Source organism: Blastococcus sp. SYSU DS1021, from assembly GCF_054050995.1.
Genome location: NZ_JBJHAL010000032.1, coordinates 24,010 through 50,949 on the forward strand (window position 1 = coordinate 24,010; position 26,940 = coordinate 50,949).

Below are 26,940 nucleotides of genomic sequence, written 5' to 3' on the forward strand. Positions count from 1 at the left end.
CCGGAGAGCCACCCCGGGGGAACGACCGGAGCGCTGATCCGCCGTCCACCGACCGGTGGACGGCGGACGGCCCCGCCCACCCCCACGGCGGCGTCCGAAAACCGCCAGGAGCCGTCCCCTTGCACTGGCATGCTCGACGACGTGACCGAGCTCCTGGACCACGAACGCCGCTACCGCGCCGTCGCCGGCCGGGACGCACGATTCGACGGATGGTTCGTCACCGCGGTGCGCACCACCGGCATCTACTGCCGCCCCTCGTGCCCGGCCCGCACACCGCTCGCCCGCAACGTCACCTTCTTCTCCACCGCCGCCGCCGCCCAGGGGGCCGGGTACCGGGCGTGCCGGCGGTGCCGTCCCGACGCCGTCCCCGGATCCCCCGAGTGGGACGTGCGCGCCGACGTCGTCGCGCGGGCGATGCGCCTGATCGCCGACGGCGAGGTGGAGCGCTCCGGGGTGCCGGGCCTGGCCGCCCGGCTGGGGTACTCCGAGCGGCAGCTGCACCGGCTGCTCGTCGGGGAGCTCGGCGTCGGCGCGCTGGCCCTGGCCCGGGCCGGGCGTGCGCAGACCGCCCGGGTGCTGCTGGAGACCACCGGGCTCCCGGTCACCGACATCGCGTTCGCGGCCGGGTTCGCCAGCGTGCGCCAGTTCAACGACACGGTGCGGGAGGTGTTCGCCACCACCCCGACCGAGCTGCGCCGCGCCCGCCGCGGCGCCCCGGCCGGGCAGCCCGGCTGGTTGACGCTGCGGCTGGCCGCCCGGGCGCCGTACGCCGCCGACGAGGTCCTGCTCTTCCTGGGCGCGCACGCCGTCCCCGGGCTCGAGGAGTGGGACGGGAGCACCTTCTCGCGAGTGCTCGACCTGCCGCACGGCCCGGCGGTGGTCCGGCTGTCCCCGGCGGCCGACGGCAGCGCCGCGGTGACCGCCCGCCTGCGGCTGACCGAGCTGCGCGACCTGGGCGCCGCGGTGACCCGCTGCCGGCGGATGCTCGACCTGGACGCGGACCCGGCTGCCGTCGACGAGGCCCTGGGCGGGGACCCCGCGCTGGCCGCGCTCGTCGCCGCCGCTCCCGGGCGGCGGGTGCCCGCCTCGCCGGACGCCGAGGAGCTCGCGGTCCGCGCGGTGCTCGGGCAGCAGGTGTCGGTCGCGGGCGCACGGACGCTCACCGCGCGGCTGCTGGCCGCCGGCACACCGCTGGCCGAGCCGGTCGGCTCGCTCACCCACGCCTTCCCCCGGGCCGCCGCCCTCGCCGACGCCGACCTCGGCGCGGTGGGGCTGACCCGCGCACGGCGCCGCACGGTCACCGCGCTGGCCGCCGCGCTGGACCGGGGCGACATCGCGCTCGACCCCGGCGCCGACCGGGAGGCGGCCGGGCGGGCGCTGCTCGCCGTCCCCGGCATCGGCCCCTGGACGGCGGCCCTCGTCGCCCTGCGCGGCCTCGCCGATCCCGACGTGTGGCTGCCCGGCGACCTCGCGCTGCGCCGGTCGCTGGCCGCGCTCGGCAGCTCCGACGTCGAGGCCGCCACCCGCTGGCGGCCCTGGCGCTCCTACGCCGTGATGCACCTGTGGGCGCTCGCCGCGCCGTCCCTGTTCACCCGCACGCCCGCCCTCCCGAGGAGCGCCTGATGACCGTCCCGACCCGCACCCGGCACGCCACCGTCGCCACAGCACCCGGCCCTTTCACCGTGGTGGTGGACACCGACCCCGACGGCCGGGAGGTCGTGCTCGCCAGCGGCTGGACCGCCGAGGTGGCCGACCTGCTGGCCGTGGTGCACCCGTCCCTCCGTCCGGTGTCCAGCGCGCTCGCCCCCCGACTGGACGTGCTCGACGCCGTCGAGGAGTTCCACGACGGCCGGGTGGGCGCGATCGACGCCGTCGCGGTCCGGCAGCGCTCCGGACCGTTCCTGCAGGAGGCCTGGGACGTGCTGCGCACAGTGCCGGCCGGGGCGCCCGACACCTACGCGGCCTTCGCCGCCCGGTGCGGCCGCCCCGCGGCGGTGCGCGCGGCGGCGAACGCCTGCGCCCGCAACGCGACGGCCCTGTTCGTGCCGTGCCACCGGGTGCTCGGCTCCGGCGGCGGGCTGGGCGGTTTCCGCTGGGGGACGCCGGTCAAGCGCTGGCTGCTCGACCACGAGGCGGCGCACGCCGGCGTGCCCGCCGGCTGACCTCCCCGGAACTGTCGCACCCCTCCGGCAGGGTCGCGCCCATGGACGCCGCTTCTCTCATCCTCGGGCTCCTCCTGGGCGCGCTGCTCGGTGCCGCGATCACGCTGGGTGTCGTCACCCTGCTCGCCCGCCGCCGCCCGGAGGACACGGGGCTGGAGCCGGTGCACGAGTCGCTCGACCACCTGCACCGGCTGCTGGCCGGCATGGAACGGGCCCGGGCCACCGCGCACGGGGAGCTGCGCGAGCAGATGGGCACAGTCGGCCAGGCCTCGGCGCAGCTGAAGCACGAGACCGCCGCGCTCGTCACCGCACTGCGCACGCCGCACGTCCGCGGCCGCTGGGGCGAGGTGCAGCTGCGGCGCGTGGTCGAGGTCGCCGGCCTGCTCGAGCACTGCGACTTCGTCGAGCAGCCGGGCGGCACCAACGACGAGGGCGCCGGGGTCCGCCCCGATCTCGTCGTCACCCTGGCCGACGGCCGGCAGGTGGTGGTCGACGCCAAGGTGCCGTTCGCCGGCTACATCGAGGCGGTGCAGGCCGAGGACCGCGACGTCCGCGCCCAGCGGGTGGTGGCCCACGCCCGGCAGCTGCGCACCCACGTCGACCAGCTGGCCGCCCGCCGGTACCCGACCGCCTTCCGGCCGGCGGCCCCGTTCACCGTCCTGTTCGTCCCCTCCGACGGGTTCCTGACGACGGCGCTGGAGGCCGAACCCGGCCTGCTCGAGTACGGCTTCGCCCGCGACGTGGTGCTCGCGACGCCGAGCACCCTGCTGGCTCTGCTGCGCACGGTCGCCTACTCCTGGCGCCAGGAGCGGCTGGCCCGCGACGCCGACCAGGTGCTCGAGGTGGGCCGGCGGCTGCACGCCCGCCTCAGCACGCTCTCCGGGCACCTCACCCGCCTGGGCTCGGCGCTGTCGACCACGCTCACCCGCTACAACGAGACGGTCGGCTCCTACGAGCGCTCGGTGCTGACCGCCGCGCGCCGGTTCGACGACCTGGGGATCGCCGAGGCCCCCGTACCCGAGCCTGCCCCGGTGGAAGCGACCATCCGCACGCTGCGGCCGGCCGACGACCTCGGGCGGCTGGACCCGGCCGGGGTGGAGGAGCGCGACGGCACCGCGGGCTGACGCGGGCCGGACCGCCGGACGGACTCGTCCACCCCGCCCGTCACAACCATCACCCTGCGCTACTGGGCCACCACAGGATGCCTGCGACGCGATGGCCTCCTCCCGCGAACTGCCAGCTCGGGTCGCTACCGTTGCCCCGGAGGTCGGCCAGCCGGGTCGTCCTCGGGAGCGGGACGGAGGTGCGCCATGGCCACGGCGAGCACGGCGGGCGCATGGCAGAGCGGAGGACGGCCCGATCGGCCGTACCCCGCACGCGCACCGCGTCCCCCCGTCGCCAGCGACCGCCCGGCCCGCCCCGCGCGCCCGTCCCGTGCCGGCGCACCCGCACCCGGTCGCGCCGGCGAGCGCCTGCGCGCGGCCGAGCGCGAGTACGCGGATGACCGGTCACAGCCGGCCGGTCCCCGCCGTCGCGAGCCCGGCCCGCCGCGGCCGAGCGCTGGGCGCCCCGCGCAGGAGCGCGGCCGTGCGCAGACCGCGTCGCCCGCCGCCGCACCGGGGAGTCGGCTGCGCGGCTCCCTCGCCGTGCTCGGCGTCTTCCTGCTGACCCTCGCCGGCGGTGCGGTCGACTCGTTCTTCGGCATCGGCCTGGGTCTGATCACGCTGGTCGCGCTGGCGATCGGGGTCTCGGCGGCCACCCTGCTCGTCCGGCGCCGGGACCTGCTGACCGTCATCGTCGCGCCGCCACTGGTCTTCACGCTGGTCGCGGTCGTGAACATCGTCCTCGCCCCCTCGGCGACGCTGAACCTGCCCACCATGGCGACCCTGCTGGTCCGCGGGTTCCCGACGATGGCCGTCGCGACCGCGATCGCCCTCCTGCTGAGCGTCGTGCGGCTGGTCACCCGCCGCTGACCACGGCGGCCCTACAGCCGCCCTGACACGCTCGCCCCGACGGTGGGCCGGGGATGGAGGAGGACGACGTCATGGAGCTGCTGCTCTGGCTGGCCGCGGGGGGCGCCCTCCTCGCAGTCCTGGCACTGATCGTCGTGCGGCGCCAACGGCGCAGCGGCCGGTCGGACGCCCCGCACCTGTCGACGAGGCACGGCGCCCCATCCCACGGCTCCCCCAGCAGCAACGACTGGACGTTCGGGGGTGGCGTCGGCTGAGGCCGGCGGGCGTGCTCAGTCGGTGGTGTCCCGCTTCGCCTTCTCTGCCCGGCGCAGCTCGTGCGGCAGCGCGAACACCAGCCGCTCCTCGGCGGCCTTCACCGTCCCCACGTCGGGGTAACCGCGGACGGCGAGCCAGTCCAGCACCTCGCTCACCAGGATCTCGGGCACCGACGCACCGCTGGTGACGCCGACGGTGCCGACCCCCTCGAGCCAGGCCTCGTCGATCTCCGCGGCGTAGTCGACCAGGTAGCTGGCGCGGGCGCCGGCCTCCAGGGCGACCTCCACCAGCCGCACGGAGTTCGACGAGTTCGTGGAACCCACCACGAGGACCAGGTCGCACTCGCCGGCCATCTGCTTCACGGCCTGCTGCCGGTTCTGCGTGGCGTAGCAGATGTCGTCGCTGGGCGGCGACTGCAGCCCCGGGAACCGGTTCTTCAGCTGGTCGACGGTGGCCAGGGTCTCGTCGACCGACAGCGTGGTCTGCGACAGCCACACGACCTTCTCCGGGTCGCGCACCTGGACGTTCGCGACGTCCTCGGGCCCGTCGACGAGCTGGATGTGGGTCGGGGCCTCGCCGGAGGTGCCCTCGACCTCCTCGTGGCCGCGGTGGCCGATCAGCAGGATGTCGTAGTCGTCCCGGGCGAACCGCTTGGCCTCCTGGTGCACCTTCGTGACCAGCGGGCAGGTGGCGTCGATGGTGCGCAGCTGCCGGTCGGCCGCCTCCTGGTGCACCGCCGGGGAGACGCCGTGCGCGCTGAAGACGACGACCGACCCCTCGGGCACCTCGTCCGTCTCCTCCACGAAGATCGCCCCGCGCCGTTCCAGCGTCGCGACGACGTGCTTGTTGTGGACGATCTGCTTGCGGACGTACACCGGGGCGCCGTGGATCTCCAGCGCCCGCTCGACGGCGACCACCGCCCGGTCCACGCCGGCGCAGTACCCCCGGGGATCGGCCAGCAGGACACGTCCGCGCTGTTCAGCCATGGGCCCATGGTAGGTGGGTGAGGGCCGCCGGGCGGGCGTGCACGGGTGGCCCCGGACACGGATGTGACCAGCCGCATCCCTCCTGCAGGCGCATCATCCCTGGTCGGGGGTGTCGGGCGGGGCGTTCTGGGGCACGCTGTGCAGCATGGCCCGTGAGATCCCCGAGGTTGTCCGCGCCGCCGCCGGTCTGGCGGCCACCGTGCTCGACGAGGCGCGCAAGCTCCCCGAGACCCTGCCCGGCCTTCCCGTGCGCGTGATCGGCATGGCGATGCAGCACGCGATGAAGGTGCAGCAGACCTACGCCGGGTTCGTCGCCCGCGGCGACGAGCTCCTCGTCGGGCTCCGCGGCGAGGCGGAGCCCGGTCTGGCGACCTTCGACGACGACGTGGAGCCGCCCACCGGCTACCGCGGCTCCGCCTTCGACCGGGCCGCCGACGGCGGCACGATCACCGACGAGGAGGTGGCCGAGCTCCCCGACGACCCGGCCGCCGACGCGGTGGTCGCCGCCATCGACGACCTCGGGGAGGAGCTGGTGGAGGACCTCGCCGACGGCCTCGAGGAGCTCGCCGACGGCGCGGACGAGGCCCAGCAGGCCCTCACCGACCTGCCGGTGGAGGAGGCGCCGAGCACCGACGAGGTGCTCGACGAGCTCGCCATCGACGAGGTCGTCCCCGAGGTGCCCGACACCGACCCGCTGGACCAGGGGCCCGCGGACGCGCTCGCCGCCGACGACGCGGTGGTCACCGAGGACGCCGGCGCCCTGGAGCGGGCGCTGCTGGAGTCCGAGCCCGCTCCGGCGGCTGCTGCCGAGCAGCCCGAAGGTGGTGAGAGCGTCGACGTGCTCACCGCCGGCGGCGAGGTGGCGACCGTCGACGCGGCGGTCACCGACGAGGGCATCGCCGTCGTCGAGGAGCCGCAGGAAGGCGCCGGCACCGACGAGACGGTCGCGGCCACCGACGGCACCGCCACCGCCGCGACGGGCACGAACGCCGGCCCGGACGTCGCCGTGGACGAGAGCGGCAGCCCGGTCGCCGCCGCCACCGGTGTGCGGACCGACGTGGGCGGCACCGACACCGCCGGGACCGACGCCGCGATCGACGAGGGAGCGGCCGTCGGCGCCGTCGGGGAGGGCTCCGCCGCACCGACCGACGACCCCCAGGGCGGCAGCGAGCTGTCCGGCGCCCAGGCCGCCGGGGCGGCCCCCGTCGACGGCTACGACAGCTTCTCGATCGCCCAGCTGCGCGGCCGTCTGCGCGGCTACCAGCTCAACACGGTCTCCGACCTGCTGGCCTACGAGCAGGCCACCCGCGCGCGCGAGCCGTACCTGCGGATGCTGCGCAACCGGCTGGAGAAGCTCGAGGAGCAGGCGGTCGAGGCCAGCCCGCTGGCCCCGCGGGGCACCTGAGGGACGGCCCCTGCCCCGGTCGGATCGGTGCGGGGGCAGCCCAGGGGGTGTCGGTGCCGTCTGACACCCTCAGGTCATGACCGCCCCGTCGTCCCCCGAGTCGCCGTGGCCGGTCCGCACGGTGGCTCGCAAGGTGGCCGACTGGATCGGCCGGCTGGGCGAGGTCTGGGTCGAGGGGCAGGTCGCCCAGCTGTCGCGGCGGGGCGGTGCGGCCACCGTGTTCCTCACCCTGCGCGACCCGGCGGCCGACCTGTCGGTGCCGGTCACCTGCCACCGCGAGGTCGCCGAACGCCCCGGCCTCGAGCTCACCGAGGGCGCCCGCGTCATCGTGCGGGCCCGGCCCGACTACTACGTGGCCCGCGGCTCCTTCTCCCTGCGGGCCACCGAGATCCGCGCCGTCGGGCTGGGTGAACTGCTCGCCCGCATCGAGCGGATCCGCCGCCTGCTGGCCGCCGAGGGCCTCTTCGCCGTGGCCCGTAAGCGGCCGCTGCCCTTCGCACCCGGCGTCGTGGGGCTGATCACCGGCCGGGACAGCGCCGCCGAGCGGGACGTGCTGGTGACCGCGCGCCGGCGGTGGCCGGCGGTGCGCTTCGCGCTGCACCACTGCGTCGTGCAAGGGCCACAGGCGGCCGCGAACGTCATCGAGGGGCTGCGGAAGCTGGACGCCGACCCGGCCGTGGAGGTCATCGTGATCGCCCGCGGCGGCGGCTCGGTCGAGGACCTGCTGCCCTTCTCCGACGAGGGCCTGGTGCGCGCCGTCGCCGGCTGCCGCACCCCGGTCGTCACCGCCGTCGGCCACGAGACCGACACGACGCTCGTCGACCACGCCGCCGACGTGCGGGCCGCCACCCCTACCGACGCCGCCCACCGGATCGTGCCGGAGATCGGTGAGCAGCGGCGGCTCGTCGACGGGCTTCGCGCCCGCGCCCGGCACCTGGTCGCCGCCCGGCTGGAGCAGCAGGAGCGCTGGTTGGAGTCGGTCCGCACCCGGCCGGCGCTCGCCTCCCCCGACCGGCTGCTGCACGGCCGGGCCGACGACGTCGAGGGCCTGCGCACCCGCGCCCGCCGGACGCTCACCCACCGCGTCGAGGCGGCGGAGCGCGACCTGGAGCACGCCCGGGCACGGGTGGCCGCCCTCTCCCCGGCCGCGACGCTGGACCGCGGCTACGCCGTCGTGCAGCGGGCCGACGGCGCGCTGGTGCGCGATCCCGGCGACGTGGCCGACGGCGAGCTGCTGCGGGTGCGGGTCGCCGGCGGCCGGCTCCCCGTCCGCGTCGACCGGAGCGCGACCGCCTCCCCCGGCACCGAAGCCACCACCGTCCAGGAGGACCCCGCATGAGCGCCGACGAGCGCACCCCCGAGCCGACGACCACCTACGAGCAGGCCCGGGAGGAACTGGCCGACGTCGTGCGGCGGCTGGAGGCCGGCGGCCTGACCCTCGAGGAGTCGCTGACCCTCTGGGAGCGCGGGGAGGATCTGGCCCGGGTCTGCCAGCACTGGCTCGACCGGGCCCGCGAGCGCCTGGCCGCCGCCGCGCCCGGCGAGGAGCCCTGAGCGGCTCCTCGGCCGGCGCGCACTGCCGCGACGGCCCGCGACGGAGGAGCTCAGGCGGGAGAACGCACGCCGGCGTCCGGGGCGATCACCAGGCCGGCCTCGGCGAAGGCCGCCAGCACCCGGTCGACCCGCTGCTGGAGCGCGGAAGACCCCACTGCCCCCTCGTCGAGGCAGCGGGCCAGCACGTCCCGCACGTCCACCCCGGCGGGGGCGGCGGGGATGCGCGTCACCATGCCGCAGGCGCACGACCCACCCTCGGCCGGGGCCCGGTGATCACTACGGGGGCACTCCTCGTGTGGCGGCATCCGGGGTCTCCTCGTGGACGGTCGGGTCAGTGGCTGATGCCCGACAGCGTCACCCCTGCCGGCCGTCCCGGCCCGCGACGCACCGGGGCGTCACCCTCTCGTGACCTGCGTCGCACGCTGTACCCCCTCGCGGGTCAGCCCCGGAAGGGGGCGACCGCCGCGGCCACCTCGCGCAGCTCGTCGTCCGCGGCCGAGCCGGTGACGACCAGCGTGACCCCGTCGGCGACCCGCGAGAACGCCGTCTCGCCCCGCTGCGTCGTCGACCGGGTCCACCGCTCGCCGTCGATCTCCGCCCCGCCGTCCTCCGTCGCGCCGTCGAGCACGGCGTCGACGGCGTCGGCGTCCGCGTCGTCGCTCACCACGTATCCGGCGTAGTCACCCGCCGGCGTCACGTACCCCAGCTGCACGGTGACCGGCGCCCCCTCGGGGCCGGTGCCGGCATCGGTGCGCACGCTCGTCGGGCGGTAGTCCTCACCGAGCGAGGGCACCAGCAGGGCGTACTCCGACTCCGCCTCGGCCAGCCGCAGCGTGCTCGTGGGGTCGATCTCCCGCACCGGGTCGTCCGGGTTGTTGCGGAAGGCCTGCCAGGCCACGATCAGCAGGCAGATGACCACGAGCGGGACGAGCGAGCGGAGCATGTTCGCCGCGCTCATCCGGTTGGCCCGCTCGGCGGCGGACGACGGCGGCGGGACCTCGGCCTCGGGCCCGGCCACGTCATCGGGGTGCTGGGGACGCTGGCTCGTAGGGCCGGATCCGGTCATGCCCCTAGGATCGCAGGTGAGCTCTCCCCCCACCGCCGCCCAGCGCCCGTGCGGCCTCCTGTCGATCCGGTTCTGCCGGAGCGGCCGGTCGCAGGGTCGCCCCGGCTCCGTCCCGGGCCCCACCCCGAGCTCACGAGGGGTGGGGAGGACGGGGTCCTTCTCCAGGAGGTCCTGTGTCGCTCCCCTTCCCCGACGCCCCCGTCTCCCCGGCCTCCGGGCGCCCGTTCAGCGCCGATCGACCGGCGCCCGACCGCAACCTGGCCATGGAGCTCGTGCGGGTCACCGAGGCGGGCGCCATGGCGGCCGGTCGCTGGGTGGGCCGCGGCGACAAGATCGGTGGTGACGGCGCGGCCGTCGATGCGATGCGCGCGCTCATCGGCACGGTGAGCATGAAGGGCGTCGTCGTGATCGGCGAGGGCGAGAAGGACGAGGCGCCGATGCTCTACAACGGCGAGCAGGTCGGGGACGGGCAGGGGCCGGAGTGCGACGTCGCCGTCGACCCGGTCGACGGCACCACGCTGATGGCCAAGGGCATGCCCAACGCCATCGCCGTCATGGCGGTCGCCGAGCGGGGCGCCATGTACGACCCGTCGGCGGTCTTCTACATGGAGAAGCTGGCCACCGGCCCGGCCGCGGCCGACGTCGTGGACATCACCGCGCCGGTCGCCGAGAACATCCGGCGCATCGCGAAGGCCAAGCGCAGCTCGGTCGGTGACGTGACCGTCTGCATCCTCGACCGCCCGCGGCACGAGCAGCTGGTGCACGAGGTGCGCGAGGCCGGGGCGCGGATCAAGTTCATCACCGACGGCGACGTCGCGGGCGCGATCGCCGCCGCCCGCGAGGGCACCGGAGTGGACCTGCTGCTCGGCATCGGCGGCACGCCCGAAGGGATCATCACCGCCTGCGCCCTCAAGTGCATGGGCGGCGCGCTCCAGGGCCGGCTGTGGCCCAAGGACGACGACGAGCGGCAGAAGGCGCTGGACGCCGGGCACGACCTCGACCGCGTCCTGCACATCGACGACCTGGTGCGCGGCGACGTCTTCTTCGTGGCCACCGGCATCACCGACGGCGAGCTGCTGCGCGGGGTCCGCTACAGCGCCGGTGGGTGCACCACCCAGTCGCTGGTCATGCGCTCCCGGTCGGGCACCATCCGCTCGATCGACAGCCTGCACTCGCTGGAGAAGCTGCGCGCCTACTCCGCCGTGCCCTTCGACCGCGAGGACTGAAAGAGGACCCTGCTGCCCCCACCGCTCGCGGGCTCGCGGCGGGCCCCTGCAGCAGGGCCACGCCGTGCCGGTCAGGGCAAGGGCGGACGAGGCGGCGGAGGCTGCGGCGGCTGTCCCGGGCGACCGGCGAGTCGCTCCATCAGCGCGGCCCACCGGCTCGCCGACTCCCCCGGGGCGAGGCTGCGCAGCCGGAGGTCACCGAAGATCGTCCTCGCGTGGACGACGACCAGCGGCGTACCCGCCAGCCTCGGCACCGGTGCCAGCTCGACCTTGCGGTCGCCGAAGACGGTCCGGCCGTGCAGCTCCCCGTCCACCCCCTCGGCCAGGATGACGTCGATGTCGCCGAAGACGGTGCTGAGCGTCAGGTCGATCCGGTCGGCGCCGGTCCGCAGACCGCGCAGGTCGATGCGGATGTCGCCGAAGACCGTGCCGGCCCGCTGCGGCGGGGTCGTCGCGACCGTCAGCGTGATGTCACCGAAGACGCTCGACACCTCTTCGGCCGCACGCTGCCCCACGATCTCCACGCGCGGCGAGGCGTCGGGCGGCAGATCGGCCACCAGCTGGTCGAGCTCGGCACGGGTGATCGCCGCGTAGGCCGCCTCCGCGCGCTGCCCGAACTCGTCGAGGTCGATGCGGCCCTCGCCGACGGCCGTCTGCAGCTGCGCCACCACCGCCTCCCGTTCGGCGTCGGAGACACGCACGGCCGGTGGAGGGGACGGGTCCTCGGGAGAGCTCACGCACCGGGACGCTAGCCGAGGAGATCGCCGCGCAGGTCCCGGTCCAGCCCAGCTCGGTTCAGCCCAGCTCGGTGCAGGCCATCACCGTGTAGGCCTTGACCCGGCCCCCGCAGGTGCTCGCGTACTGCTCGTAGGCCGACAGCGGCGGCGACTCGTACATCAGGTCGTCGCAGGCCTGCAGCTCCCCGTCGAAGCAGCCCTGCGCGTAGGCGTCGAGGATCGGGTCCGGCCCGAGGTCGCCGGGCTCCACCGGCGGGGACTCCTCGACGGCCCCGCCCGGCGCGCCGGCGTACCAGCCGCCCATCTCCTCGTCCAGGTACTCGCCCGCGTCCTCCATCTGCGCCCGCGAACCCTCGACCATCCCCTCGCGGATGCCGTCGGTCAGCGCCGGGCCGAGCTCCGCCGCCACGGCCCGGCCGACGTCCTCCGCGCCACCCAGCACCACGGCGCTCAGCAGCAGCGTGGTCGCCGCGGCCCCCACGGCCAGCCCCCCCACCGCCGCGCCCGCGATCGCCCAGCGGCCACGGTGCGACGGCGCGGCAGCGGGGGCCGGCGCGAGCGGCGCCGGCGTCGGCTGCCAGGCGGCGGCGGACGCCCAGTCCGGCACCGGCTGGGCACCCGGCGCCGGCCAGTCCGCCGCCGGAGCCGGCCAGCTCGGATCGCCCGGCTGCTGCGGGGACGACGGAACGCCGGCGTCCGGCGTCGGGGGCGGCTGGGACATGGGGCCCTCCTCGGGGGCTCGTGCCGGCTCGGCACCGTGGCAGCGCACAGCACTGCGGCGCGCACCCCTCTCCTCGGCGGCCCGCGCGAGGGCGGGACCGACCGGGACCCCCAGGGGTGTCTAGGGTCCCGTGCGGAGCACTGTCACCATCCACACCACCGGGAGCACAGCGTGGCCCAGCAGAACGGCGCAGCGCAGGACGGCAGCGGTCAGGACACCCCCGACTTCCGCATCGAGCACGACTCCATGGGAGAGGTCCGCGTTCCCTCCTGGGCCAAGTGGCGGGCGCAGACCCAGCGTGCCGTCGAGAACTTCCCCATCTCCGGCACGCCCATCGAGCGGGAGCTGATCGGGGCGCTCGCGGCGATCAAGGGAGCGGCGGCCGCCGTCAACGCCGACCTCGGCGTCCTCGACCGGTCGATCGCCGACGCCGTCACCGAGGCCGCCGGGACCGTGGCCCGCGGCGACTGGGACGCGCACTTCCCGATCGACGTCTTCCAGACCGGCTCGGGCACGTCGAGCAACATGAACACCAACGAGGTCATCGCCTCGCTGGCCACCGAGTCCCTCGGCGCGCCGGTGCACCCGAACGACCACGTCAACGCCTCGCAGTCGTCCAACGACGTCTTCCCGTCGGCGATCCACATCGCCGCCACCCGCGCCATCGTCGTCACCCTGATCCCGGCGCTGCGGCACCTCGAGGCCTCGCTCGAGCGGAAGGCGGAGGAGTTCGCGGAGGTCGTGAAGAGCGGCCGCACCCACCTCATGGACGCCACCCCGGTGACCCTCGGCCAGGAGTTCGGGGGCTACGCCGCCGCCGTCCGCTACGGGATCGAGCGGCTGGAGGCCTCGCTGCCGCGCATCGGCGAGCTGCCCCTCGGGGGCACCGCCGTCGGGACCGGCATCAACACCCCGCCCGGCTTCGCCGCCGCGATCATCGAGAAGCTGGCCGGTCAGATGGAGCTGCCGCTGACGGAGGCCCGCAACCACTTCGAGGCGCAGAGCTCCCGCGACGCGCTGGTCGAGGGCTCGGGCCAGCTGAAGACGATCGCCGTCGGCCTGATCAAGATCGCCAACGACCTGCGCTGGATGGGCTCCGGCCCGCGCACGGGGCTCGGCGAGATCGCCCTCCCCGACCTGCAGCCGGGCAGCTCGATCATGCCGGGCAAGGTCAACCCGGTGATCCCCGAGGCGGTGATCCAGGTCGGCGCCCAGGTGATCGGCAACGACGCCGCGGTCACCTACGCGGGCACCACCGGCGTCTTCGAGCTCAACGTGACGTTGCCGCTCATGGCCCGCAACATCCTCGAGTCGATCCGGCTCCTGGCCAACGTCAGCCGGCTGCTCGCCGACCGGTGCGTCGACGGCATCACCGCCAACGTGGAGCAGTGCCGCACCTACGCCGAGTCCTCCCCCTCGATCGTCACGCCGCTGAACAAGTACATCGGCTACGAGGAGGCGGCCAAGGTCGCCAAGCAGTCGCTGGCCGAGCAGAAGACGATCCGCCAGGTCGTCGTCGAGCGCGGCTACGTGGAGCAGGGCAGGCTCACCGAGGCCCAGCTCGACGAGGCTCTCGACGTCCTCTCCATGACGCACCCCTGACCCGGGGACCGTCCCGGGCCGGCGCGGCGCCGGCCCGGGACGGCTGGGACACGAAATGGTCTAGCTCTCGCTCCGGCGCGGCGGCTCGAGCCGCGACGGGGACCCCGGCGCGCTAGCGTCGTCCACGATGACCGAGACAGCGAGCACCCCAGACGTAGCCCTGCGCTGGCCGGGCGGCGAGCTCCCCCTCCCCGTGAAAACCGGGACGGAGGGCGCCGACGGCATCGACACGAGCAAGCTGCTGGCGACGACCGGCAAGGTCGCGTTGGACATCGGCTTCGTGAACACCGCCGCCTGCACGTCGGCGATCACCTACATCGACGGGGACGCGGGGATCCTGCGCTACCGCGGGTACCCGATCGACCAGCTGGCGGAGAAGTCGAGCTTCCTGGAAGTCAGCTACCTGCTGATCTACGGCGAGCTGCCCACCGCCGACCAGCTGGCGGAGTTCGACGGCAAGCTCCGCCGCCACACGCTGCTGCACGAGGACCTCAAGCAGTTCTTCAACGGCTTCCCGCGGGACGCGCACCCCATGCCGGTGCTCTCCTCGGCCGTCAGCGCGCTGTCGACCTTCTACCAGGACTCGCTGGACCCCTTCGACGAGGACCACGTGGAGATCAGCACGCTCCGCCTGCTCGCGAAGCTGCCGACGATCGCCGCGTACGCGTACAAGAAGTCGGTCGGTCAGCCGTTCCTGTACCCGGACAACTCGCTGGGCCTGGTGGAGAACTTCCTGCGGATGACGTTCGGCTTCCCCGCCGAGCCCTACGACGTCGACCCGGACCTGGCCAAGGCGCTGGACATGCTCTTCGTCCTGCACGCCGACCACGAGCAGAACTGCTCGACCTCCACGGTCCGGCTGGTGGGGTCCTCGCACGCCAACCTGTTCGCCTCGGTCTCCGCCGGCATCAACGCGCTCTTCGGCCCGCTGCACGGCGGGGCCAACCAGTCGGTGCTGGAGATGCTGGAGGCGATCCGGGCCGACGGCGGGGACATCCCGCGCTTCGTCGAGCGGGTGAAGAACAAGGAGCCCGGCGTCAAGCTCATGGGCTTCGGCCACCGGGTGTACAAGAACTACGACCCCCGCGCGGCCATCGTGAAGTCGACGGCCGACACGGTGCTCGACAAGCTCGGCGGCAACAACGAGCTGCTCGACCTGGCGCGCCAGCTCGAGGAGATCGCGCTGAAGGACGAGTTCTTCATCCAGCGCAAGCTCTACCCGAACGTCGACTTCTACACCGGGCTGATCTACCAGGCGATGGGCTTCCCGACACGCATGTTCACCGTGCTGTTCGCGCTCGGCCGGCTGCCCGGCTGGATCGCGCAGTGGCGCGAGATGATCGCCGACCCGAGCACGAAGATCGGGCGTCCCCGGCAGCTCTACACCGGCGCGACCGAACGGGACTACGTCCCCCTCGACGCGCGCTGAGCGAGGACCCCGCCCCTCGTCCCTCGCCGGCCCGTTACGGGGCCTGACCGGGCCGGGTGACCCTCCAGGTCACCCGGCCCGTTGCGTCCCCGGGCGCGATCCCTACGGTGGGTGCGACCCCGCTCTCGGAAGGACCGCGCATGGCCGAGCTCCCCGACGAGGACCTCCTCGTCCTGCCGCCCATGCCCTTGGCGACCGGCCGGTTGCTGGAGCCCGACGGCGACGGCCCGCCCGTCCGCATCACGAAGCTGGAGTTCGTCGTCTCCACAGAGGACGGCGGCGAGCTGCGGATCCCCCTGGAACACCGGCACGGCGCCTGGTGGGCGCCCTGAGCCGCCTGCTCGGCGACTCCCCCCAGGTTCACCCCACCCCGAACGGGTGATCTGCTCCCCCTCGTTCTTCAAGCACCTCCCCCGGCGTGTCGATGGATGTGCGGAGAGCTCCTGACCACAGCAGCACCAGGAGCCCCATCCGTCACGACGAGATCGCCCGGGGGACGCAGTGCCTGCTTCGCGGACACCCGGGCGTGCGGCTGCCCCGCGCACCGCGCGGTCCACCAGCGCCGGCCGCACCGCGGCCGGCACCCGTACCGCCCCCCGGTCGTCGGCTGCCCGCACCTCGTCGGCCCGCAGCAGCGCGAGCGGCGGGAAGCGCTCCCCGGCCCGACCGCCCCTGACCCCGGCGCAGGCCGCGGCACTGCGCGACGCGCTGGCCCTGCGCCAGGCGGCCGCCGCCCGCCCCGGCGTCACGCCCGAGCAGCTGGCCGCGGCCCGGGCGGCCGTCGCCGCCCGCTCCGGCGGGACCGGCACCCGCTCCGGTAGCACCGGCAGCCGCTCTGGTGGCGCCGGCGCGCGGCGCCCGGCGCCCGGGTCCGCGGCCGGCCGTGGGCGCCCCGCCACCGGCCGGGCCGCGACTCGACGCACCCCCAGCCGACGGCGGCGCACCGGCGGCACCCGGCGTCCCGGTTCCCGCTGGTCGGCCCGCCTCGGCGTCATCGCCACCAGCGCCCTCCTCATCCCGGCCGCCCTGGCGGTGCTGCTGCCCGGGACGCAGTCGCCCGACGGTGGCGGCTCGGCCCTCGATCCCACCGCGCTGGCGCTCACCGCGCGCAGCTCCCTGCTGGAGCAGGCGGACCGCTACCACCGGCTGGCCGACGAGGCCGGACGGGCCCGCGACCGGCTGACGGACGCGCTGACCGCCGAGGACGCGGTGCGCGCCGAGCTCGCCACCATGCGGCACGCCGTCGGCGCCGGCGCGGCGCAGCTCTACCGGGCCGACGGCACCAGCCGGTACCCGGTGCTCGGCCTGGACCTCGACCGGCCCGCTACCACCTCCGCGACGTTCACCCGGGTGGCCATCGCCGACCGGGCCGGGCGGGCGCTGGAGGGCAGCGTGGTCCGGGCGGAGCGCGCCGCCGCCCGGCTGCAGGCAGCCTCCTCCCGCGTGGCGGACGCCCGCGCCGCCCTGCGGGTCGCCGAACAGCGCGCCGCCGGCGTCCTCGCCGCCGTGCGCGACGAGGTGGGCGAGCTCCCCCCCGAGGTCACCGGCCGGCTCGCCGGTCTCGGGGCGATCCCCGCGGCCGGTCCCCAGCAGCAGCGCAACGAGGCCGCCACGCGGCGCTGGCAGGACTACCTCGGGCGCCTGGCCGGTGCGGGGCTCGTGCCGCCGCCGGCTGCCGCGCTGGCCGATGCCGCCACGTTCCCCCCGGGCCTGTCCCCGGCACTGGACGCCGACGGCCGGCCGATCCCGGGCGTGGCCTGGGCCGTCATCGGCAGCGAACCGGTGACGGTGCTGCCGGCCGAGACCGTGGCCGCGGTCAGCAACGCCCTCTCACAGCTCGGCAAGCCCTTCGTCGCGGGGACCGCGGGGCCGGAGACCTACGACTGCGGTGGCTTCACCGCCGGCACCTGGCTGCTGGCCGGGTACGCCCTGCCCGGTGACCCCGCGGCCCAGTGGGCAACCGGCGCACCGGTGCCGGCGCGCGACGTGCAGATCGGCGACCTGGTCTTCGCCCCCGGCGGGCAGGACGTCGGCATCTACCTGGGCGACGGGCAGGTCATCGGCGCCTCCGCCGCCTCCTACCAGGTGGCCGTCCGCTCGATGGCGGCCGGCTCGTCGGCGGTACGGGTGACCCTGCCCCGCCCGGTCGAGCCCAGCCCGGCGCTCCCCGCCGGCGGCGGGACCGGCGCGTGCGGCGCTCCCCTTCCGGCGCCGGGCCCCGTGAGCCCGGCGTGGGGCGGCTGGTCCAACGGCCGGATCCCGGCCGAGGCGCTGTGCCGGCTGGGGGTGGCCGGGCACGCGCTGCGGTGCGACGCGGCCGCCGCCTACGCCCAGCTGGACGCCGCCTTCACCGCCGAGTTCGGCACCCCGCTGCACCTCACCGACTCCTACCGCTCCTTCGGCGGCCAGGTGGCGGCCTACTACGCCAAGCCCACCCTGGCGGCCGTGCCCGGGACGTCCAACCACGGCTGGGCGCTGGCGATCGACCTCGGCGGCGGGATCAACGTGGCCCACACCCCGCAGTGGAACTGGATGACGGCCAACGCCGCGCGCTTCGGCTTCGTGCAGCCGGAGTGGGCCCGGCCCGGTGCGGAGAAGCCCGAGCCCTGGCACTGGGAGTACGGCTACATCTCCTGAGCGACGGGCGGCCGGCGGTGCTCAGATCCAGGGCAGGTCGACGACGTCCCGCCAGGGCAGCGTCACACTGGCCTCGCTGGCCTGCCCGGCCAGCCGTCGCGCCACCCCGGGATCCGCGCAGACCACCGGCCGGTGCGGGGTCACGACCACGTGCATGTCGGGCAGCGCGAGGCCCGCGGCAGCGATGCGCTGCCGCATCAGCTCCGGGGCGACCAGGGCCGCCGACGCGAGCACCGGCACCGCGCGGTGCGACCACAGCGCCAACGGCCCCTCGACGCGCAGCTCCGGTGACACCTCGTGGGCCCGGCCGGTCGCCGCGGAGCGGACACGGTGCAGCTCGACCGTGCGCGCCGCCGGTGAGGGGACCCAGGGCACGGCGAGTTCACCGCGCACGACGACGACGGTCCAGCCCACCGCCGTCTCGGACCGGTCCGACCAGTCCAGCACGGCGATCCCCTCGCCGGCGGCGGCCGCGTCCGTCACGGGCCGACGGGCCACCCACGTGCCCAGCGCAGCGGCGATGCCCGCGGTCGTGCCCGGGATCCCCGCCCGGCTCATGTCCTCGGCGAGGTCGGTCAGCGGCACCCGCTGCACCCGCTCGTCCTCCTCGACGTGCAGCACGGTGCCCGCACCCGGTCGCCTGACGAGCCCCAGGCGCAGGCGCTGCGAGGACAGCCGCGGCAGCAGCTGCGCGGCCACGTCGTGCAGGTCGACGACGTCGACGGACGTGGTCCGGAACCGCTGCAGCAGACGCGTGGACGAGGTGGTGCCGAACGGTCCGGGGGTCACGGGCGGTCCCCGGCACCGAGGAGGCCGCGCAGCCGGGCCGGCAGCGCCGGCAGGCCGAGGACCGCGGCGAGCTCGGCCCGGCTGAGCCGGACGGGGAGGACGTCCTCGTCCCACCCGGTGGCCAGGCGGACCCGTGCGGTGGAGGCGGGCCAGACCGCCTCGCGCGCGGCGGCCACGTGCAGCTCGGTCAGCACGTCGTGCAGGTGGATGCTGGCCACCGGGTGAACGGCGCTGTCGTCCAGGGCGGTGCGCACGGATGCGGCGAGCAGCTCGCGGGCGGTCGCGTCCAGCCAGTGCGGCACGAGCGCCGGGCACCCGGCGTCGCCCGCGGGCAGCGCGCTCACCGGGCACCGCTCCGGTACCACGCCCTGGGCCCCGGGCCCGGCGCATGGGCCGGGCGGCGGTTCCTCGGGCGGGGTGTCACGAGGTGGATATCGGCAGGCTCGGACCGACTTCGACCCGCCGACGGGTCCTTTTCCGGCTCGATTCTCCCGGGCGTGTCCGCCCACGCCACCCCGCCCCGCACGTCACCGCTCTGCGCGGCGCACATGCCGAGATCCCGTGATCTCGACCGCTCCCCTGCGGGGCGACGGCCGAGATCACGGGATCTCGATGGCCTTGTCCGGTGGCTCGCCCCGCGTCTGCGCGGGGTGCGAGGGCCGGGGTCCTTCCTCAGTCCGCGAGCTCGGCCAGCCGGTCCTTGAGCGCCTTCTCGACCCGGTCGGCGTAGACGTTCATGTTGCGCACCGAGGTGTTGAGGTCGGCCGACAGCTGGGTCTTGGTCTGCCCACCCCAGGTCGTCAGGTACCAGGTCGCCCAGCCGAGCACGTTGGGCTGGCCGGCCCGCTGATCGCGGCGGGCGTCCGGGTCGGGAGCGCACGCGGCCGTGAGGGCGTGGGAGAGCAGCGTCTGCTCGGCCTCCCCCATGATCTCGTCCGGCGCCTCGGAGGAGTCGGGCAGCAGGATCTCGGTGGCCTCGGGCGCCCCGTCCAGCGATTGCAGGTTCCGCAGCCCGTTCAGCGTGGCGACGGTCTGGGAGTTGCGCCGCAAGGTGGCGACGCTCTGCCCCATGTAGGCGGCGAGCTCCTTCTCGCTGGGGCGGCGCTGGTGCTCCGCCATGAACGCCGCGATCGCCTTCTGCTGCTTGTGCTCGGTGTCGGCCGCGGTGCGCCCGTGGGCGTTGCGCCCCAGGTCGTGCACCCACTTGGACAGCTGGGTGGCCAAAAAGGCACCGAACGGAACGGACTTGTTCTCGTCGTATTGCGCGACCGCCTTGAGGATCCACTCGTAGACCTGCTGGCCGAGGTCGTCGGGGTCGGGCAGGTGCAGGCGGATCGTGCTCATGTTGCGCTGCAGGCGCTTGAGGCTGACCGGCCCGTAGTGCCGGCACAGGTCGTCGAGGAAGGCCGGCGGCAGGTCGCGCGGCGCGCGCCGGCGGACGCCGGTCTCCGCGCGCAGCCCGATGGTGGTGGTGCCCCGGCCGGCACACCAGGCCTTGACCCAGTCGGCGAGCACGGCGGCGGTTCCGCAGGCGCCGTCCACCCGGTAGAGACCGTCACCCTGGTCGTAGCTGACCGTGACGCCCTCGGGCAGGTCCCGGCGGAACTCGTCGAGCGGCAGCTCGTGGTCCACCCGGAAGTGCACCCGGTCGCGCGGGGTGATGGGCGCCAGCGCCCACCCGTCGGCCTCGGGGATCCCCCCGAAGACGAGGGGCTCGCGGGTACGGGGTCGGTCGTCGGTGGTGGACGTCGGGAACGGGACGCGGTCGGGCATCGGTACTCCTGGGCACTACGGGGAAGAAGGGGGTGCCGGGCGGCCGGCACCCCGCACTGCACGGGAGGCCGTCAGGCCGGGATGCGCTCCCCCGGGCCGGGGCGGCGCGGCGCGGGGACGGGCGAGGCCGGCGCCGAGGCGTCGGGCAGCGCCTCGAACATGTCGGCGCCCAGGGCGTCGGCACGGGCCGCACCGACGGCGGCGTGCTCGAGCAGCGTCGTAGCCGCGGCGCGCTCGGCACCGCTGGGCTCGGCCGTGTAGACCGGCATGTGGTCGTAGAGCGAGGTGAACACCGCCGACACGAACGCGTACGCCGCCTGGGCCTGCGGCGAGAACTTCGCCACCGCTGCCCGGGGTCCGAGATCGACGCCGACGGTCACCCGGACGACGCGGTCGTCCTTGCTGAGGCCGGTGACCGCGACGACCACGCCCTCGTGCTCGGCGGCCAGCGCCGCGAGCGCCGCGAGGCACTTGCGGGTGGCGCCCCGGCGGGGTCGCAGCTGCACGTGGACCACCACGGACTCCTGGTCGCCGGTCTGGTCCCCCGCCACCGAAGCGGTGCATGCGTTACGTGCCATCTTGATCGCCCCCTGTCACTTGCCTGGGGAGGAATCTGCCGCATGCACGCTGCGGACACGGCACACAACTCGCTGTGTCCATCGCAGTAGTCAGGGCGAAGCTTCGGCAAGAGTTGCCCGTGTCGCGGTCGCCCAGCCCCATCGGGCCGTCAGATTGGCACGGACTGCCGAGGAGCACCCCCCGACAGCCGTGCAGTTCTGTCAGTCGCCGGGGCGCGCCGCCTCGGCCGGACGCGGGCTCTCCGCGCCGGCGCCGTCGGGGTCGGCGTCCGACTGGGCCGTGGGCGCGAACGCCGCCAGCGCGCCGAGCGCGTCCGCGGTGACCTGGGCCGCCAGCAGGTTCGCCTCGGCGATCTGCCGGTAGACCTCCTCGCGGTGGATGGTGACCTCGCGCGGGGCCTTGAAGCCCAGTCGCACGGTGCCTCCGCGCACCTCGACGACGTGGACCTCGATGTCGTCGCCGATGCGGATCGTCTCGCCGACGCTGCGGGTGAGTGTGAGCACGAGTACCCCTCCATGGGTGTGTGGGTGGCCGTCCGTGGCGGTGCCCGCGGCTGCGGGCACGGGGCCGCGTCCCCGACGCGGCGGCACTGAGGTTATCGGCGCAGGCGCCGACGAAGAGGATGCGCACCGTCGGTCTGCACGACCTGCTGCGCCCGGTGCGTCGCGGGGGCGACGACGACCGGGGCCCGCAGGTTGGCCGTGGCCTCGGCGACGTCGCCACCGGGCACGCTGACCAGGCAGTAGACCCGGGCATCGGCCGGGTCGCTCAGACCCAGACCGGCCCGGACGTCGGCCGGGACGACCGGGGCGTACTCCGGGAAGAACTCCCGCGCCGGCACGGCGAGGAACCGGGGACCGTCCGGCGAGACCGCCTGCAGCCAGAAGAGCAGCCCGGCGGCGTCCCCGGCGACCAGCACGTAGTCGGAGTGGTCCGGGAACCCCGGCAGCGGCTCGGTGAACGACAGCACCTGCACCGGGGGCGGAGCCGGCGCCGTCGTCATCGGGCCCACTGCGGGGCTGTCGGCGAGGATGGTCATCAGCGCAGGTAGTCCATGAGCGTCGGCGAGATGGCCTTCGCCGTGGCCTGCAGCGCCGCCTGGTAGCCGACCTGCTGCATCTGCAGCCGCATGATGGTGTTCGGCAGGTCCACGTTCTCGACCCCGCCGAGCTGGGTCTCCAGGTTGAGCGCGAGGTCGCTGTTGATCTGCTGCTCGCGCTCGACCCGCGCCGCCCGGGCACCGACGTCGGCGACCCCGCCGAGCATCCGCTTCATCGCCGCGTCCAGGTCCACCAGCCCCTGGTCCAGGGCGGCGGGGTCGTTCACGAGGTCGTCGGCGATCCGGGCGACCAGGGCGAACAGGTCGGCCCCGGCCGGCCCGAAGGCCTCCGGCCCGGTCAGGTCCACACGGACCTCCTCGGTGAACGAGACCCGCCGCATGACGTCTGCGCCGTCGGCCCCCGCGATGCCCTGGAAGACCCCGGCGTCGCTGTAGGCCGTGGTGCCGGTGGTCACCCCGCCGAACACGGGGCGCCCCTGGATGGTGGTGTTCGCCAGCCCGAGCAGGCTCTCGCGCAGCGACGCCACCTCCGTGGCCAGCGCCCGCCGGCTGGCCTCGGACGAGCTGCCGGTGCTGGCCCCCTGCACGGTGAGGTCCCGGACCCGCCGGGTCACGTCGAGCATGTTCTGCAGCGTGGAGTCGGTGATCGACAGCCAGCTGTCGGCGTCGGAGATGTTGCGGCCGAACTGCTCGACCGCGGCCTGCTCCGACCGGAGCTGCATCGCCTTGTTCGTACCGGTCGGCGAGTCGGACGGCGCGTTGATGAGCTTGCCCGAGGTGAGCTGCTGCTGCAGCTTCCCGAACGCGTCGAGGTTACGGTTGAGGCCCTGCAGACTGGTGAGGGCGACGGCCTTCTGCGTGATGCGCACTCAGATCACAGCCCCACGCGGCCGGTGCGGTTGATCAGGACGTCGAGCATCTCGTCGATCGCCGAGACCAGCCGGCTCGCGGCCGAGTACGCGTGCTGGAAGGACAGCATGTTGGTCATCTCCTCGTCGAGGTTGACCCCGGCCACGGACTCCCGGGCGGCGTCCACCTGCCCGGTGATGACCGACTGGATGCCGAGGTTGCGCTGCGAGACCGCCGACTGGACACCCAGCTCGACGATCATCTTGCGGTAGGCGGCGTCCGGTGAGGCGACACCGTTGCCCAGCTGCGCGAGCTTGTCCGCATTCCCGCGGTCGAGGTTCGGGACGCCCGGGCCGATGGACGATGCCGCGACCTTCTGCGGGTCGGTGAGGACCACGGTGATGGACGAGGCCGTCACCGGTCCGCCCGAGGAGCCGATCAGCGGACCGCCCTGGAGGCCGTCGAGATCGTAGCCGTCGGCGTGCGCGGTGTTCAGCGCGGCGGCCAGGGACGAGGCGACGCCATCGAGCTCGGTGCGGTAGGTCGGCAGGATGGAGTTCAGCACGTGCAGCTGCCCTCCGGCGGCTCCTCCGACGGTGACCGCGAGCCCCCCGGTCGCGGTCACGATGCGCGGCGGGTCGCCGGCGGTACCGGCGGGGTCGATCGTGCCCTGGACGGCGAGCTTCGACGCCGTCCCACCGGCGACGAGCGTGACGCTGCCGACCAGCACGTCGACGACGCCACCGTCCCGCGGCCGCACCGACACCCCCACCTGGTCTGCGAGCTTCATGACCAGCAGGTCACGCTGGTCGGTGAGGTCGTTGGCCGGCAGGCCGCTCTGCGAGGCGCGCAGGATCGCCGTGTTCAGCTGGGCGATCGTGTCGGCCGCCGCGTTGACGTCGTCCACGAGGACGCCCAGGTTCTCGCGGGTCTGCTGCCACTGCCCGTCCAGCTGCGCGCTGCTGAAGTGCAGTCCCCCGACGAGCGTCTCCAGCCGCTTGAGCACCTGTCCCCGCGCAGCCGGGTCCTCCGGCTTGTTGGCCACGTCCTGCCATCCGCGCCACATGTCGGCCATGAGGTTCTGCAGGCCGGTGGTGCCCGGCTCGCGGAAGGCCTGCTCCACGAGCTGGTACGCGTCGGTCTCGGCGGTCAGCTGCGCCCGGTTGGCGTGCTCGGTGTGCCCGCGCCCCTCCAGGAAGGCGTCACGGATCCGCGTCACCTCGTCGGCGTTCACCCCACCACCGATGCCGTCGCCGGTGGAGTAGAAAGCCGGGACCGCGCTGCCGCCGATCGCCTGCATGTCGACCCGCTGGCGGGAGTACCCGTCGGTGTTGACGTTGGAGATGTTCTGGCCGGTGACGTCGAGCGCCCGGCGCTGCGCCCAGAGGGACGTGGTCGCGGTGTTCAGGAGGCTGAAGGTGCTCACGTCAGAGTGCTCCGTCCAGGGTGACCGCGCGGTAGGTGCCGTCGGAGTGCCGGCCGGTCGCGCCGTAGGTGCCGGCCGAGGACGACCGCGTCCGCGTGAGCGCGTCCCCGATGGCCGACAGGCCGCCCTCGATGAGCTCCCGGTTGGCGTCGGACAGGCTGCGCAGCTCGGTGATCAGCACCAGCAACGCCTCGTGGTGCTGGGCCAGGAGGTCGTTCCAGGGGGCGGGGGCGGCGTCGGCGACCTGCCGCAGGGAGGGGTCGCTCGCGAGGCCGAGCGTCCCCGCGATCGCCTCGGTGGCCGCGGACCGCTCCACCTCGAGGGTGCGCAGCTGGTCGAGGATCACCTCGATCTCGTGCGCGATGCGCGCCAGCCACCGGCTCTTGCCCGTGAGGATCAGGTACTGCTTCTCCTCGGCCTTGAAGAGCAGGAGGTCCAGGAGCTCCTGCTCCCGCCACAGCAACGTCGACAGGTGCTGGTAGTCCACTCCGTCCACCGCCTTCCGTCGTCTCGCTCGTGCTCGCGGTCCCCCGGCCCCCGGCCAGGACGACCCGCTGTCGGAGCTGGCATCGGCACCCGTCCGGAAGGGGTTGAGCCGAAGGGCGGAACTGGCGCTCAAGTTCGACAGGATTTGTGCCGACGGGTGGTGCCGACCTCGGTACCGACCGCCGAGAGATACGGACGTGACCCCAGTCCGTTCCCTCGCGACCGAGCGACCCCTCCGTGAGCGGCCCGCCCACGACCGGCCGTTGCGCGAACGCCCCCAGAACGGCCGGGTCCCGCACCCGGTCAAGGGGCGCTCCCCGCAGGAGGTCGACGCGCTGGTGACCGAACACCTGCCGCTGGCGGCGTTCGCCGTCAACGCCGTCGCCTCCCGCATCTCGCTCCCCGGCCACGTCAGCCGGGAGGACCTGCTGTCCTGCGCCCACGTGGCCCTGGTCGAGGTGGCACGACGGTTCGACCCGGACGCGGGCGCCTCCTTCGCCACCTACGCCCTGGCGCGGCTGCAGGGGGCGGTCCTGGACGAGCTGCGCTCCGGGGACTGGGCCAGCCGATCGGTGCGCGCCGCGGCCCGGCGGACCGACGCCGCCGCCGACGCGCTGACCATCAGCCTGGGCCGGCCGCCCACGCGCGAGGAGCTCGCGCAGAGCCTGGGTGTCGCCCGCAGCGAGCTGGATCACCTGCAGGTCGACGTCCACCGGGCCGTGATGGTCAGCATCGACGCGGAGGCCGGCCCCGACGGGACGGCGCTCGACCTGCCCGACAGCGGCGAGTCGCCCGAACGCGCGGTCCTGCGGGGGGAACGCGCCCGGCACCTGCACGCGGCGATCCGGGCGCTGCCCGACCGGCTCGACGAGGTCGTCGAGCGGAATTTCTTCGGTGATGAATCACTGACCGACATCGCGGAAGACCTCGGAGTGACGCTGTCGCGCGTCTCCCAGATGCGCGCACGGGCACTCACCCTCCTGCACGCCGCCATGAGCGAGATCTGGGAAGGCAGGACGGTCCCCGCGGACGGCGGGGTGCGCGCACGCAACCAGCAACGCGCGTACGTCGACCGCGTGACCGGCCGAACGGCTACCGGGGCTGCACGACACACGCCACTCCCCCACCCCCGGGCGGCCGGGTGGCCGTCGGGGCCGTCGGGGGCGGTCGCACAACCCGCATGAGTGACCTTTGCGGGTAGACACGCAGCCCTCCTCAAGTTGCGGGCCCTTCCTGCCGTGATCCTCCTTGCTCACCCGCAGCACGGACGCAGCGGGACCGACGAGTACGACCCCGTCCAAGGAGGATCACCATGGGTCTGCGCATCAACCAGAACATCGCGGCGCTCAACGCTCACCGCAACCTGTCGATCACCGACAGCCAGATGAGCAAGTCGCTGGAGAAGCTCTCCTCCGGCTTCCGCATCAACCGCGCCGCCGACGACGCGGCCGGCCTGGCGATCTCCGAGGGCCTGCGCTCGCAGGTCGGCGGGCTCAAGGTGGCCGTCCGCAACGCCCAGGACGGTGTCTCGGTCGTCCAGACTGCAGAAGGCGCCATGACGGAGGTCCACTCCATCCTCCAGCGGGTGCGTGACCTCACCGTGCAGGCCTCCAACACCGGCGTGGTCACGACGACCGCCCGCGGTTACATCGCCGAAGAGGTCGAGGAGCTGCAGGGCGCGCTCGACAACATCGCCGACCGGACGGACTTCAACGGCACCAAGCTGCTCAACGGCAGCGCTGCGACGCTCAGCTTCCAGACAGGCGCCAACGGCGGCGAAACCGTCTCGGTCAGCCTGGAGAACATCAAGGACGTCGCGACCGCCATCGGAACAGTCGTGACGAACCTCAAGGCCGGCACCTACACCACCTCGGATGCCGACCTCGACGCCATCGACGCCGAGATCCAGACGGTGTCGAGCGCTCGGGCGACCCTGGGTGCCTCGCAGAACCGCTTCGAGAGCACCATCAACTCGCTCAACGTCGCGATCGAGAACCTCTCCGCCTCCGAGAGCCGCGTCCGCGACGCCGACATGGCCCAGGAGATGGTCGGGTTCACCCGCGCCCAGATCCTGTCCCAGGCCGGCACCGCCATGCTCGCCCAGGCCAACCAGGCCTCGCAGAGCGTCCTCTCGCTGCTCCGCTGATCCCAGCACCGAGCAGCTGAGGCACGCCCCTCAGCACCACCCCGGTGAGGGGGGAGGCCTTCGGGCCTCCCCCCTCACT

Annotated in this window: 29 protein-coding genes; 15 read left to right on the forward strand and 14 right to left on the reverse strand. The window is 74.5% G+C overall.

From position 1 onward, the window contains the following. Positions 1–141: 141 nt before the first annotated feature. From ACI8AP_RS19000 to ACI8AP_RS19020, 5 genes are all read left to right on the forward strand, one after another. A complete protein-coding gene (locus ACI8AP_RS19000; protein WP_456590930.1) occupies positions 142–1,623 on the forward strand; it encodes a DNA-3-methyladenine glycosylase 2 family protein in 1,482 nt (493 codons plus the stop codon). Then, positions 1,623–2,162 carry a methylated-DNA--[protein]-cysteine S-methyltransferase gene (locus ACI8AP_RS19005; protein ID WP_456590931.1) on the forward strand — a complete coding sequence of 180 codons (540 nt, stop codon included), beginning with the start codon at positions 1,623–1,625 and terminating at the stop codon, positions 2,160–2,162. The genes ACI8AP_RS19000 and ACI8AP_RS19005 overlap by 1 nt, the downstream gene beginning before the upstream one ends. 41 nt (positions 2,163–2,203) lie before the next feature. Then, complete coding sequence (locus ACI8AP_RS19010) at positions 2,204–3,286, forward strand: DNA recombination protein RmuC (protein ID WP_456590932.1); 1,083 nt, start codon at positions 2,204–2,206, stop codon at positions 3,284–3,286. Between the two features lie 186 nt (positions 3,287–3,472). Next, positions 3,473–4,135 carry a DUF6542 domain-containing protein gene (locus tag ACI8AP_RS19015; RefSeq protein WP_456590933.1) on the forward strand — a complete coding sequence of 221 codons (663 nt, stop codon included), beginning with the start codon at positions 3,473–3,475 and terminating at the stop codon, positions 4,133–4,135. A 53-nt stretch (positions 4,136–4,188) separates the two neighbouring features. Next, positions 4,189–4,389: a hypothetical protein gene (locus ACI8AP_RS19020; protein WP_456590934.1), complete on the forward strand. Its 201-nt coding sequence runs from the start codon at positions 4,189–4,191 to the stop codon at positions 4,387–4,389. 15 nt (positions 4,390–4,404) lie between these two features. Here the strand turns inward: ACI8AP_RS19020 and ACI8AP_RS19025 are convergent, their stop codons facing one another. Continuing rightward, on the reverse strand, positions 4,405–5,376 hold the full coding sequence (locus tag ACI8AP_RS19025; protein WP_456590935.1) for a 4-hydroxy-3-methylbut-2-enyl diphosphate reductase: 972 nt from the start codon (positions 5,374–5,376) through the stop codon (positions 4,405–4,407). A 145-nt stretch (positions 5,377–5,521) separates the two neighbouring features. Between ACI8AP_RS19025 and ACI8AP_RS19030 the strand changes: the two genes are divergently transcribed. From ACI8AP_RS19030 to ACI8AP_RS19040, 3 genes are all read left to right on the forward strand, one after another. Next, a complete protein-coding gene (locus ACI8AP_RS19030; RefSeq protein WP_456590936.1) occupies positions 5,522–6,781 on the forward strand; it encodes a hypothetical protein in 1,260 nt (419 codons plus the stop codon). A 76-nt stretch (positions 6,782–6,857) separates the two neighbouring features. Continuing rightward, a complete protein-coding gene (xseA, locus tag ACI8AP_RS19035; RefSeq protein WP_456590937.1) occupies positions 6,858–8,120 on the forward strand; it encodes an exodeoxyribonuclease VII large subunit in 1,263 nt (420 codons plus the stop codon). Continuing rightward, entirely contained in the window at positions 8,117–8,335 is a 219-nt protein-coding gene (locus ACI8AP_RS19040) for an exodeoxyribonuclease VII small subunit (RefSeq protein WP_456590938.1), read from the forward strand. The genes xseA and ACI8AP_RS19040 overlap by 4 nt, the downstream gene beginning before the upstream one ends. 50 nt (positions 8,336–8,385) lie before the next feature. On the opposite strand, the gene ACI8AP_RS19045 is transcribed toward ACI8AP_RS19040, so the two are convergent. Together ACI8AP_RS19045 and ACI8AP_RS19050 are read right to left on the reverse strand one after the other, a co-directional pair. Then, a complete protein-coding gene (locus ACI8AP_RS19045; RefSeq protein WP_456590939.1) occupies positions 8,386–8,568 on the reverse strand; it encodes a hypothetical protein in 183 nt (60 codons plus the stop codon). 206 nt (positions 8,569–8,774) lie between these two features. Further along, positions 8,775–9,401, reverse strand: a complete 627-nt coding sequence (locus ACI8AP_RS19050; protein WP_456590940.1) for a DUF4245 domain-containing protein — start codon at positions 9,399–9,401, stop codon at positions 8,775–8,777. A gap of 173 nt (positions 9,402–9,574) precedes the next feature. Between ACI8AP_RS19050 and glpX the strand changes: the two genes are divergently transcribed. Continuing rightward, positions 9,575–10,627: a class II fructose-bisphosphatase gene (gene glpX / locus ACI8AP_RS19055; RefSeq protein WP_456590941.1), complete on the forward strand. Its 1,053-nt coding sequence runs from the start codon at positions 9,575–9,577 to the stop codon at positions 10,625–10,627. Positions 10,628–10,698: 71 nt separating this feature from the next. Here the strand turns inward: glpX and ACI8AP_RS19060 are convergent, their stop codons facing one another. After that, positions 10,699–11,364: a DUF1707 domain-containing protein gene (locus ACI8AP_RS19060; protein WP_456590942.1), complete on the reverse strand. Its 666-nt coding sequence runs from the start codon at positions 11,362–11,364 to the stop codon at positions 10,699–10,701. A 58-nt stretch (positions 11,365–11,422) separates the two neighbouring features. After that, the gene (locus ACI8AP_RS19065; RefSeq protein ID WP_456590943.1) at positions 11,423–12,085 is read right to left on the reverse strand and encodes a hypothetical protein; all 663 of its coding nucleotides are present in this window, start codon (positions 12,083–12,085) and stop codon (positions 11,423–11,425) included. Between the two features lie 171 nt (positions 12,086–12,256). Between ACI8AP_RS19065 and ACI8AP_RS19070 the strand changes: the two genes are divergently transcribed. The 4 genes from ACI8AP_RS19070 (at position 12,257) to ACI8AP_RS19085 (ending at position 17,753) form a co-directional block, all read left to right on the forward strand. Continuing rightward, on the forward strand, positions 12,257–13,687 hold the full coding sequence (locus tag ACI8AP_RS19070; protein ID WP_456590944.1) for a class II fumarate hydratase: 1,431 nt from the start codon (positions 12,257–12,259) through the stop codon (positions 13,685–13,687). A gap of 127 nt (positions 13,688–13,814) precedes the next feature. After that, positions 13,815–15,116, forward strand: coding sequence for a citrate synthase (locus ACI8AP_RS19075; RefSeq protein ID WP_456590945.1), 1,302 nt, complete (start codon positions 13,815–13,817; stop codon positions 15,114–15,116). A gap of 140 nt (positions 15,117–15,256) precedes the next feature. Next, positions 15,257–15,448 carry a hypothetical protein gene (locus ACI8AP_RS19080; RefSeq protein WP_456590946.1) on the forward strand — a complete coding sequence of 64 codons (192 nt, stop codon included), beginning with the start codon at positions 15,257–15,259 and terminating at the stop codon, positions 15,446–15,448. 169 nt (positions 15,449–15,617) lie between these two features. Continuing rightward, positions 15,618–17,753, forward strand: coding sequence for an NlpC/P60 family protein (locus tag ACI8AP_RS19085; RefSeq protein WP_456590947.1), 2,136 nt, complete (start codon positions 15,618–15,620; stop codon positions 17,751–17,753). A 21-nt stretch (positions 17,754–17,774) separates the two neighbouring features. Here ACI8AP_RS19085 and ACI8AP_RS19090 read toward each other — a convergent pair whose 3' ends face one another. From ACI8AP_RS19090 to ACI8AP_RS19130, 9 genes are all read right to left on the reverse strand, one after another. Then, complete coding sequence (locus ACI8AP_RS19090) at positions 17,775–18,542, reverse strand: hypothetical protein (RefSeq protein ID WP_456590948.1); 768 nt, start codon at positions 18,540–18,542, stop codon at positions 17,775–17,777. Then, on the reverse strand, positions 18,539–18,886 hold the full coding sequence (locus ACI8AP_RS19095; protein WP_456590949.1) for a hypothetical protein: 348 nt from the start codon (positions 18,884–18,886) through the stop codon (positions 18,539–18,541). The genes ACI8AP_RS19090 and ACI8AP_RS19095 overlap by 4 nt, the downstream gene beginning before the upstream one ends. A 328-nt stretch (positions 18,887–19,214) precedes the next feature. After that, the gene (locus ACI8AP_RS19100; RefSeq protein WP_456590950.1) at positions 19,215–20,315 is read right to left on the reverse strand and encodes a flagellar biosynthesis protein FliA; all 1,101 of its coding nucleotides are present in this window, start codon (positions 20,313–20,315) and stop codon (positions 19,215–19,217) included. 71 nt (positions 20,316–20,386) lie between these two features. Then, positions 20,387–20,893, reverse strand: a complete 507-nt coding sequence (locus ACI8AP_RS19105; protein ID WP_456590951.1) for a hypothetical protein — start codon at positions 20,891–20,893, stop codon at positions 20,387–20,389. Between the two features lie 201 nt (positions 20,894–21,094). Beyond that, positions 21,095–21,397 (reverse strand): carbon storage regulator CsrA, encoded by a 303-nt coding sequence (csrA, locus tag ACI8AP_RS19110; protein WP_456590952.1) that lies wholly within the window; start codon positions 21,395–21,397, stop codon positions 21,095–21,097. A 92-nt stretch (positions 21,398–21,489) separates the two neighbouring features. Continuing rightward, positions 21,490–21,933, reverse strand: a complete 444-nt coding sequence (fliW, locus tag ACI8AP_RS19115; protein WP_456590953.1) for a flagellar assembly protein FliW — start codon at positions 21,931–21,933, stop codon at positions 21,490–21,492. Further along, a complete protein-coding gene (flgL, locus tag ACI8AP_RS19120) occupies positions 21,933–22,823 on the reverse strand; it encodes a flagellar hook-associated protein FlgL (protein ID WP_456590954.1) in 891 nt (296 codons plus the stop codon). Before flgL ends, fliW begins: the two co-directional genes overlap by 1 nt. Positions 22,824–22,828: 5 nt before the next feature. Further along, positions 22,829–24,229, reverse strand: coding sequence for a flagellar hook-associated protein FlgK (gene flgK / locus ACI8AP_RS19125; RefSeq protein WP_456590955.1), 1,401 nt, complete (start codon positions 24,227–24,229; stop codon positions 22,829–22,831). Position 24,230: 1 nt separating this feature from the next. Next, positions 24,231–24,725, reverse strand: a complete 495-nt coding sequence (locus ACI8AP_RS19130) for a flagellar protein FlgN (protein ID WP_456590956.1) — start codon at positions 24,723–24,725, stop codon at positions 24,231–24,233. 253 nt (positions 24,726–24,978) lie between these two features. On the opposite strand from ACI8AP_RS19130, the gene ACI8AP_RS19135 reads away from it, so the two are divergent. Next, on the forward strand, positions 24,979–25,899 hold the full coding sequence (locus tag ACI8AP_RS19135) for a sigma-70 family RNA polymerase sigma factor (RefSeq protein ID WP_456590957.1): 921 nt from the start codon (positions 24,979–24,981) through the stop codon (positions 25,897–25,899). 128 nt (positions 25,900–26,027) lie between these two features. Further along, positions 26,028–26,861 (forward strand): flagellin N-terminal helical domain-containing protein, encoded by an 834-nt coding sequence (locus ACI8AP_RS19140; protein WP_456590958.1) that lies wholly within the window; start codon positions 26,028–26,030, stop codon positions 26,859–26,861. Positions 26,862–26,940: the final 79 nt, after the last annotated feature.

What these genes read in the sequence shown, in the direction of transcription:
- ACI8AP_RS19005 (WP_456590931.1), top strand. Translation starts at nt 1,623, where the DNA reads ATGACCGTCCCGACCCGCACCCGGCACGCCACCGTCGCCACAGCACCC.
- ACI8AP_RS19010 (WP_456590932.1), top strand. Translation starts at nt 2,204, where the DNA reads ATGGACGCCGCTTCTCTCATCCTCGGGCTCCTCCTGGGCGCGCTGCTC.
- ACI8AP_RS19015 (WP_456590933.1), top strand. Translation starts at nt 3,473, where the DNA reads ATGGCCACGGCGAGCACGGCGGGCGCATGGCAGAGCGGAGGACGGCCC.
- ACI8AP_RS19020 (WP_456590934.1), top strand. Translation starts at nt 4,189, where the DNA reads ATGGAGGAGGACGACGTCATGGAGCTGCTGCTCTGGCTGGCCGCGGGG.
- ACI8AP_RS19025 (WP_456590935.1), bottom strand. Translation starts at nt 5,376, where the DNA reads ATGGCTGAACAGCGCGGACGTGTCCTGCTGGCCGATCCCCGGGGGTAC.
- ACI8AP_RS19030 (WP_456590936.1), top strand. Translation starts at nt 5,522, where the DNA reads ATGGCCCGTGAGATCCCCGAGGTTGTCCGCGCCGCCGCCGGTCTGGCG.
- xseA (WP_456590937.1), top strand. Translation starts at nt 6,858, where the DNA reads ATGACCGCCCCGTCGTCCCCCGAGTCGCCGTGGCCGGTCCGCACGGTG.
- ACI8AP_RS19040 (WP_456590938.1), top strand. Translation starts at nt 8,117, where the DNA reads ATGAGCGCCGACGAGCGCACCCCCGAGCCGACGACCACCTACGAGCAG.
- ACI8AP_RS19045 (WP_456590939.1), bottom strand. Translation starts at nt 8,568, where the DNA reads ATGGTGACGCGCATCCCCGCCGCCCCCGCCGGGGTGGACGTGCGGGAC.
- ACI8AP_RS19050 (WP_456590940.1), bottom strand. Translation starts at nt 9,401, where the DNA reads ATGACCGGATCCGGCCCTACGAGCCAGCGTCCCCAGCACCCCGATGAC.
- ACI8AP_RS19065 (WP_456590943.1), bottom strand. Translation starts at nt 12,085, where the DNA reads ATGTCCCAGCCGCCCCCGACGCCGGACGCCGGCGTTCCGTCGTCCCCG.
- ACI8AP_RS19075 (WP_456590945.1), top strand. Translation starts at nt 13,815, where the DNA reads ATGACCGAGACAGCGAGCACCCCAGACGTAGCCCTGCGCTGGCCGGGC.
- ACI8AP_RS19080 (WP_456590946.1), top strand. Translation starts at nt 15,257, where the DNA reads ATGGCCGAGCTCCCCGACGAGGACCTCCTCGTCCTGCCGCCCATGCCC.
- ACI8AP_RS19100 (WP_456590950.1), bottom strand. Translation starts at nt 20,315, where the DNA reads ATGCCCGACCGCGTCCCGTTCCCGACGTCCACCACCGACGACCGACCC.
- ACI8AP_RS19105 (WP_456590951.1), bottom strand. Translation starts at nt 20,893, where the DNA reads ATGGCACGTAACGCATGCACCGCTTCGGTGGCGGGGGACCAGACCGGC.
- fliW (WP_456590953.1), bottom strand. Translation starts at nt 21,933, where the DNA reads ATGACCATCCTCGCCGACAGCCCCGCAGTGGGCCCGATGACGACGGCG.
- ACI8AP_RS19140 (WP_456590958.1), top strand. Translation starts at nt 26,028, where the DNA reads ATGGGTCTGCGCATCAACCAGAACATCGCGGCGCTCAACGCTCACCGC.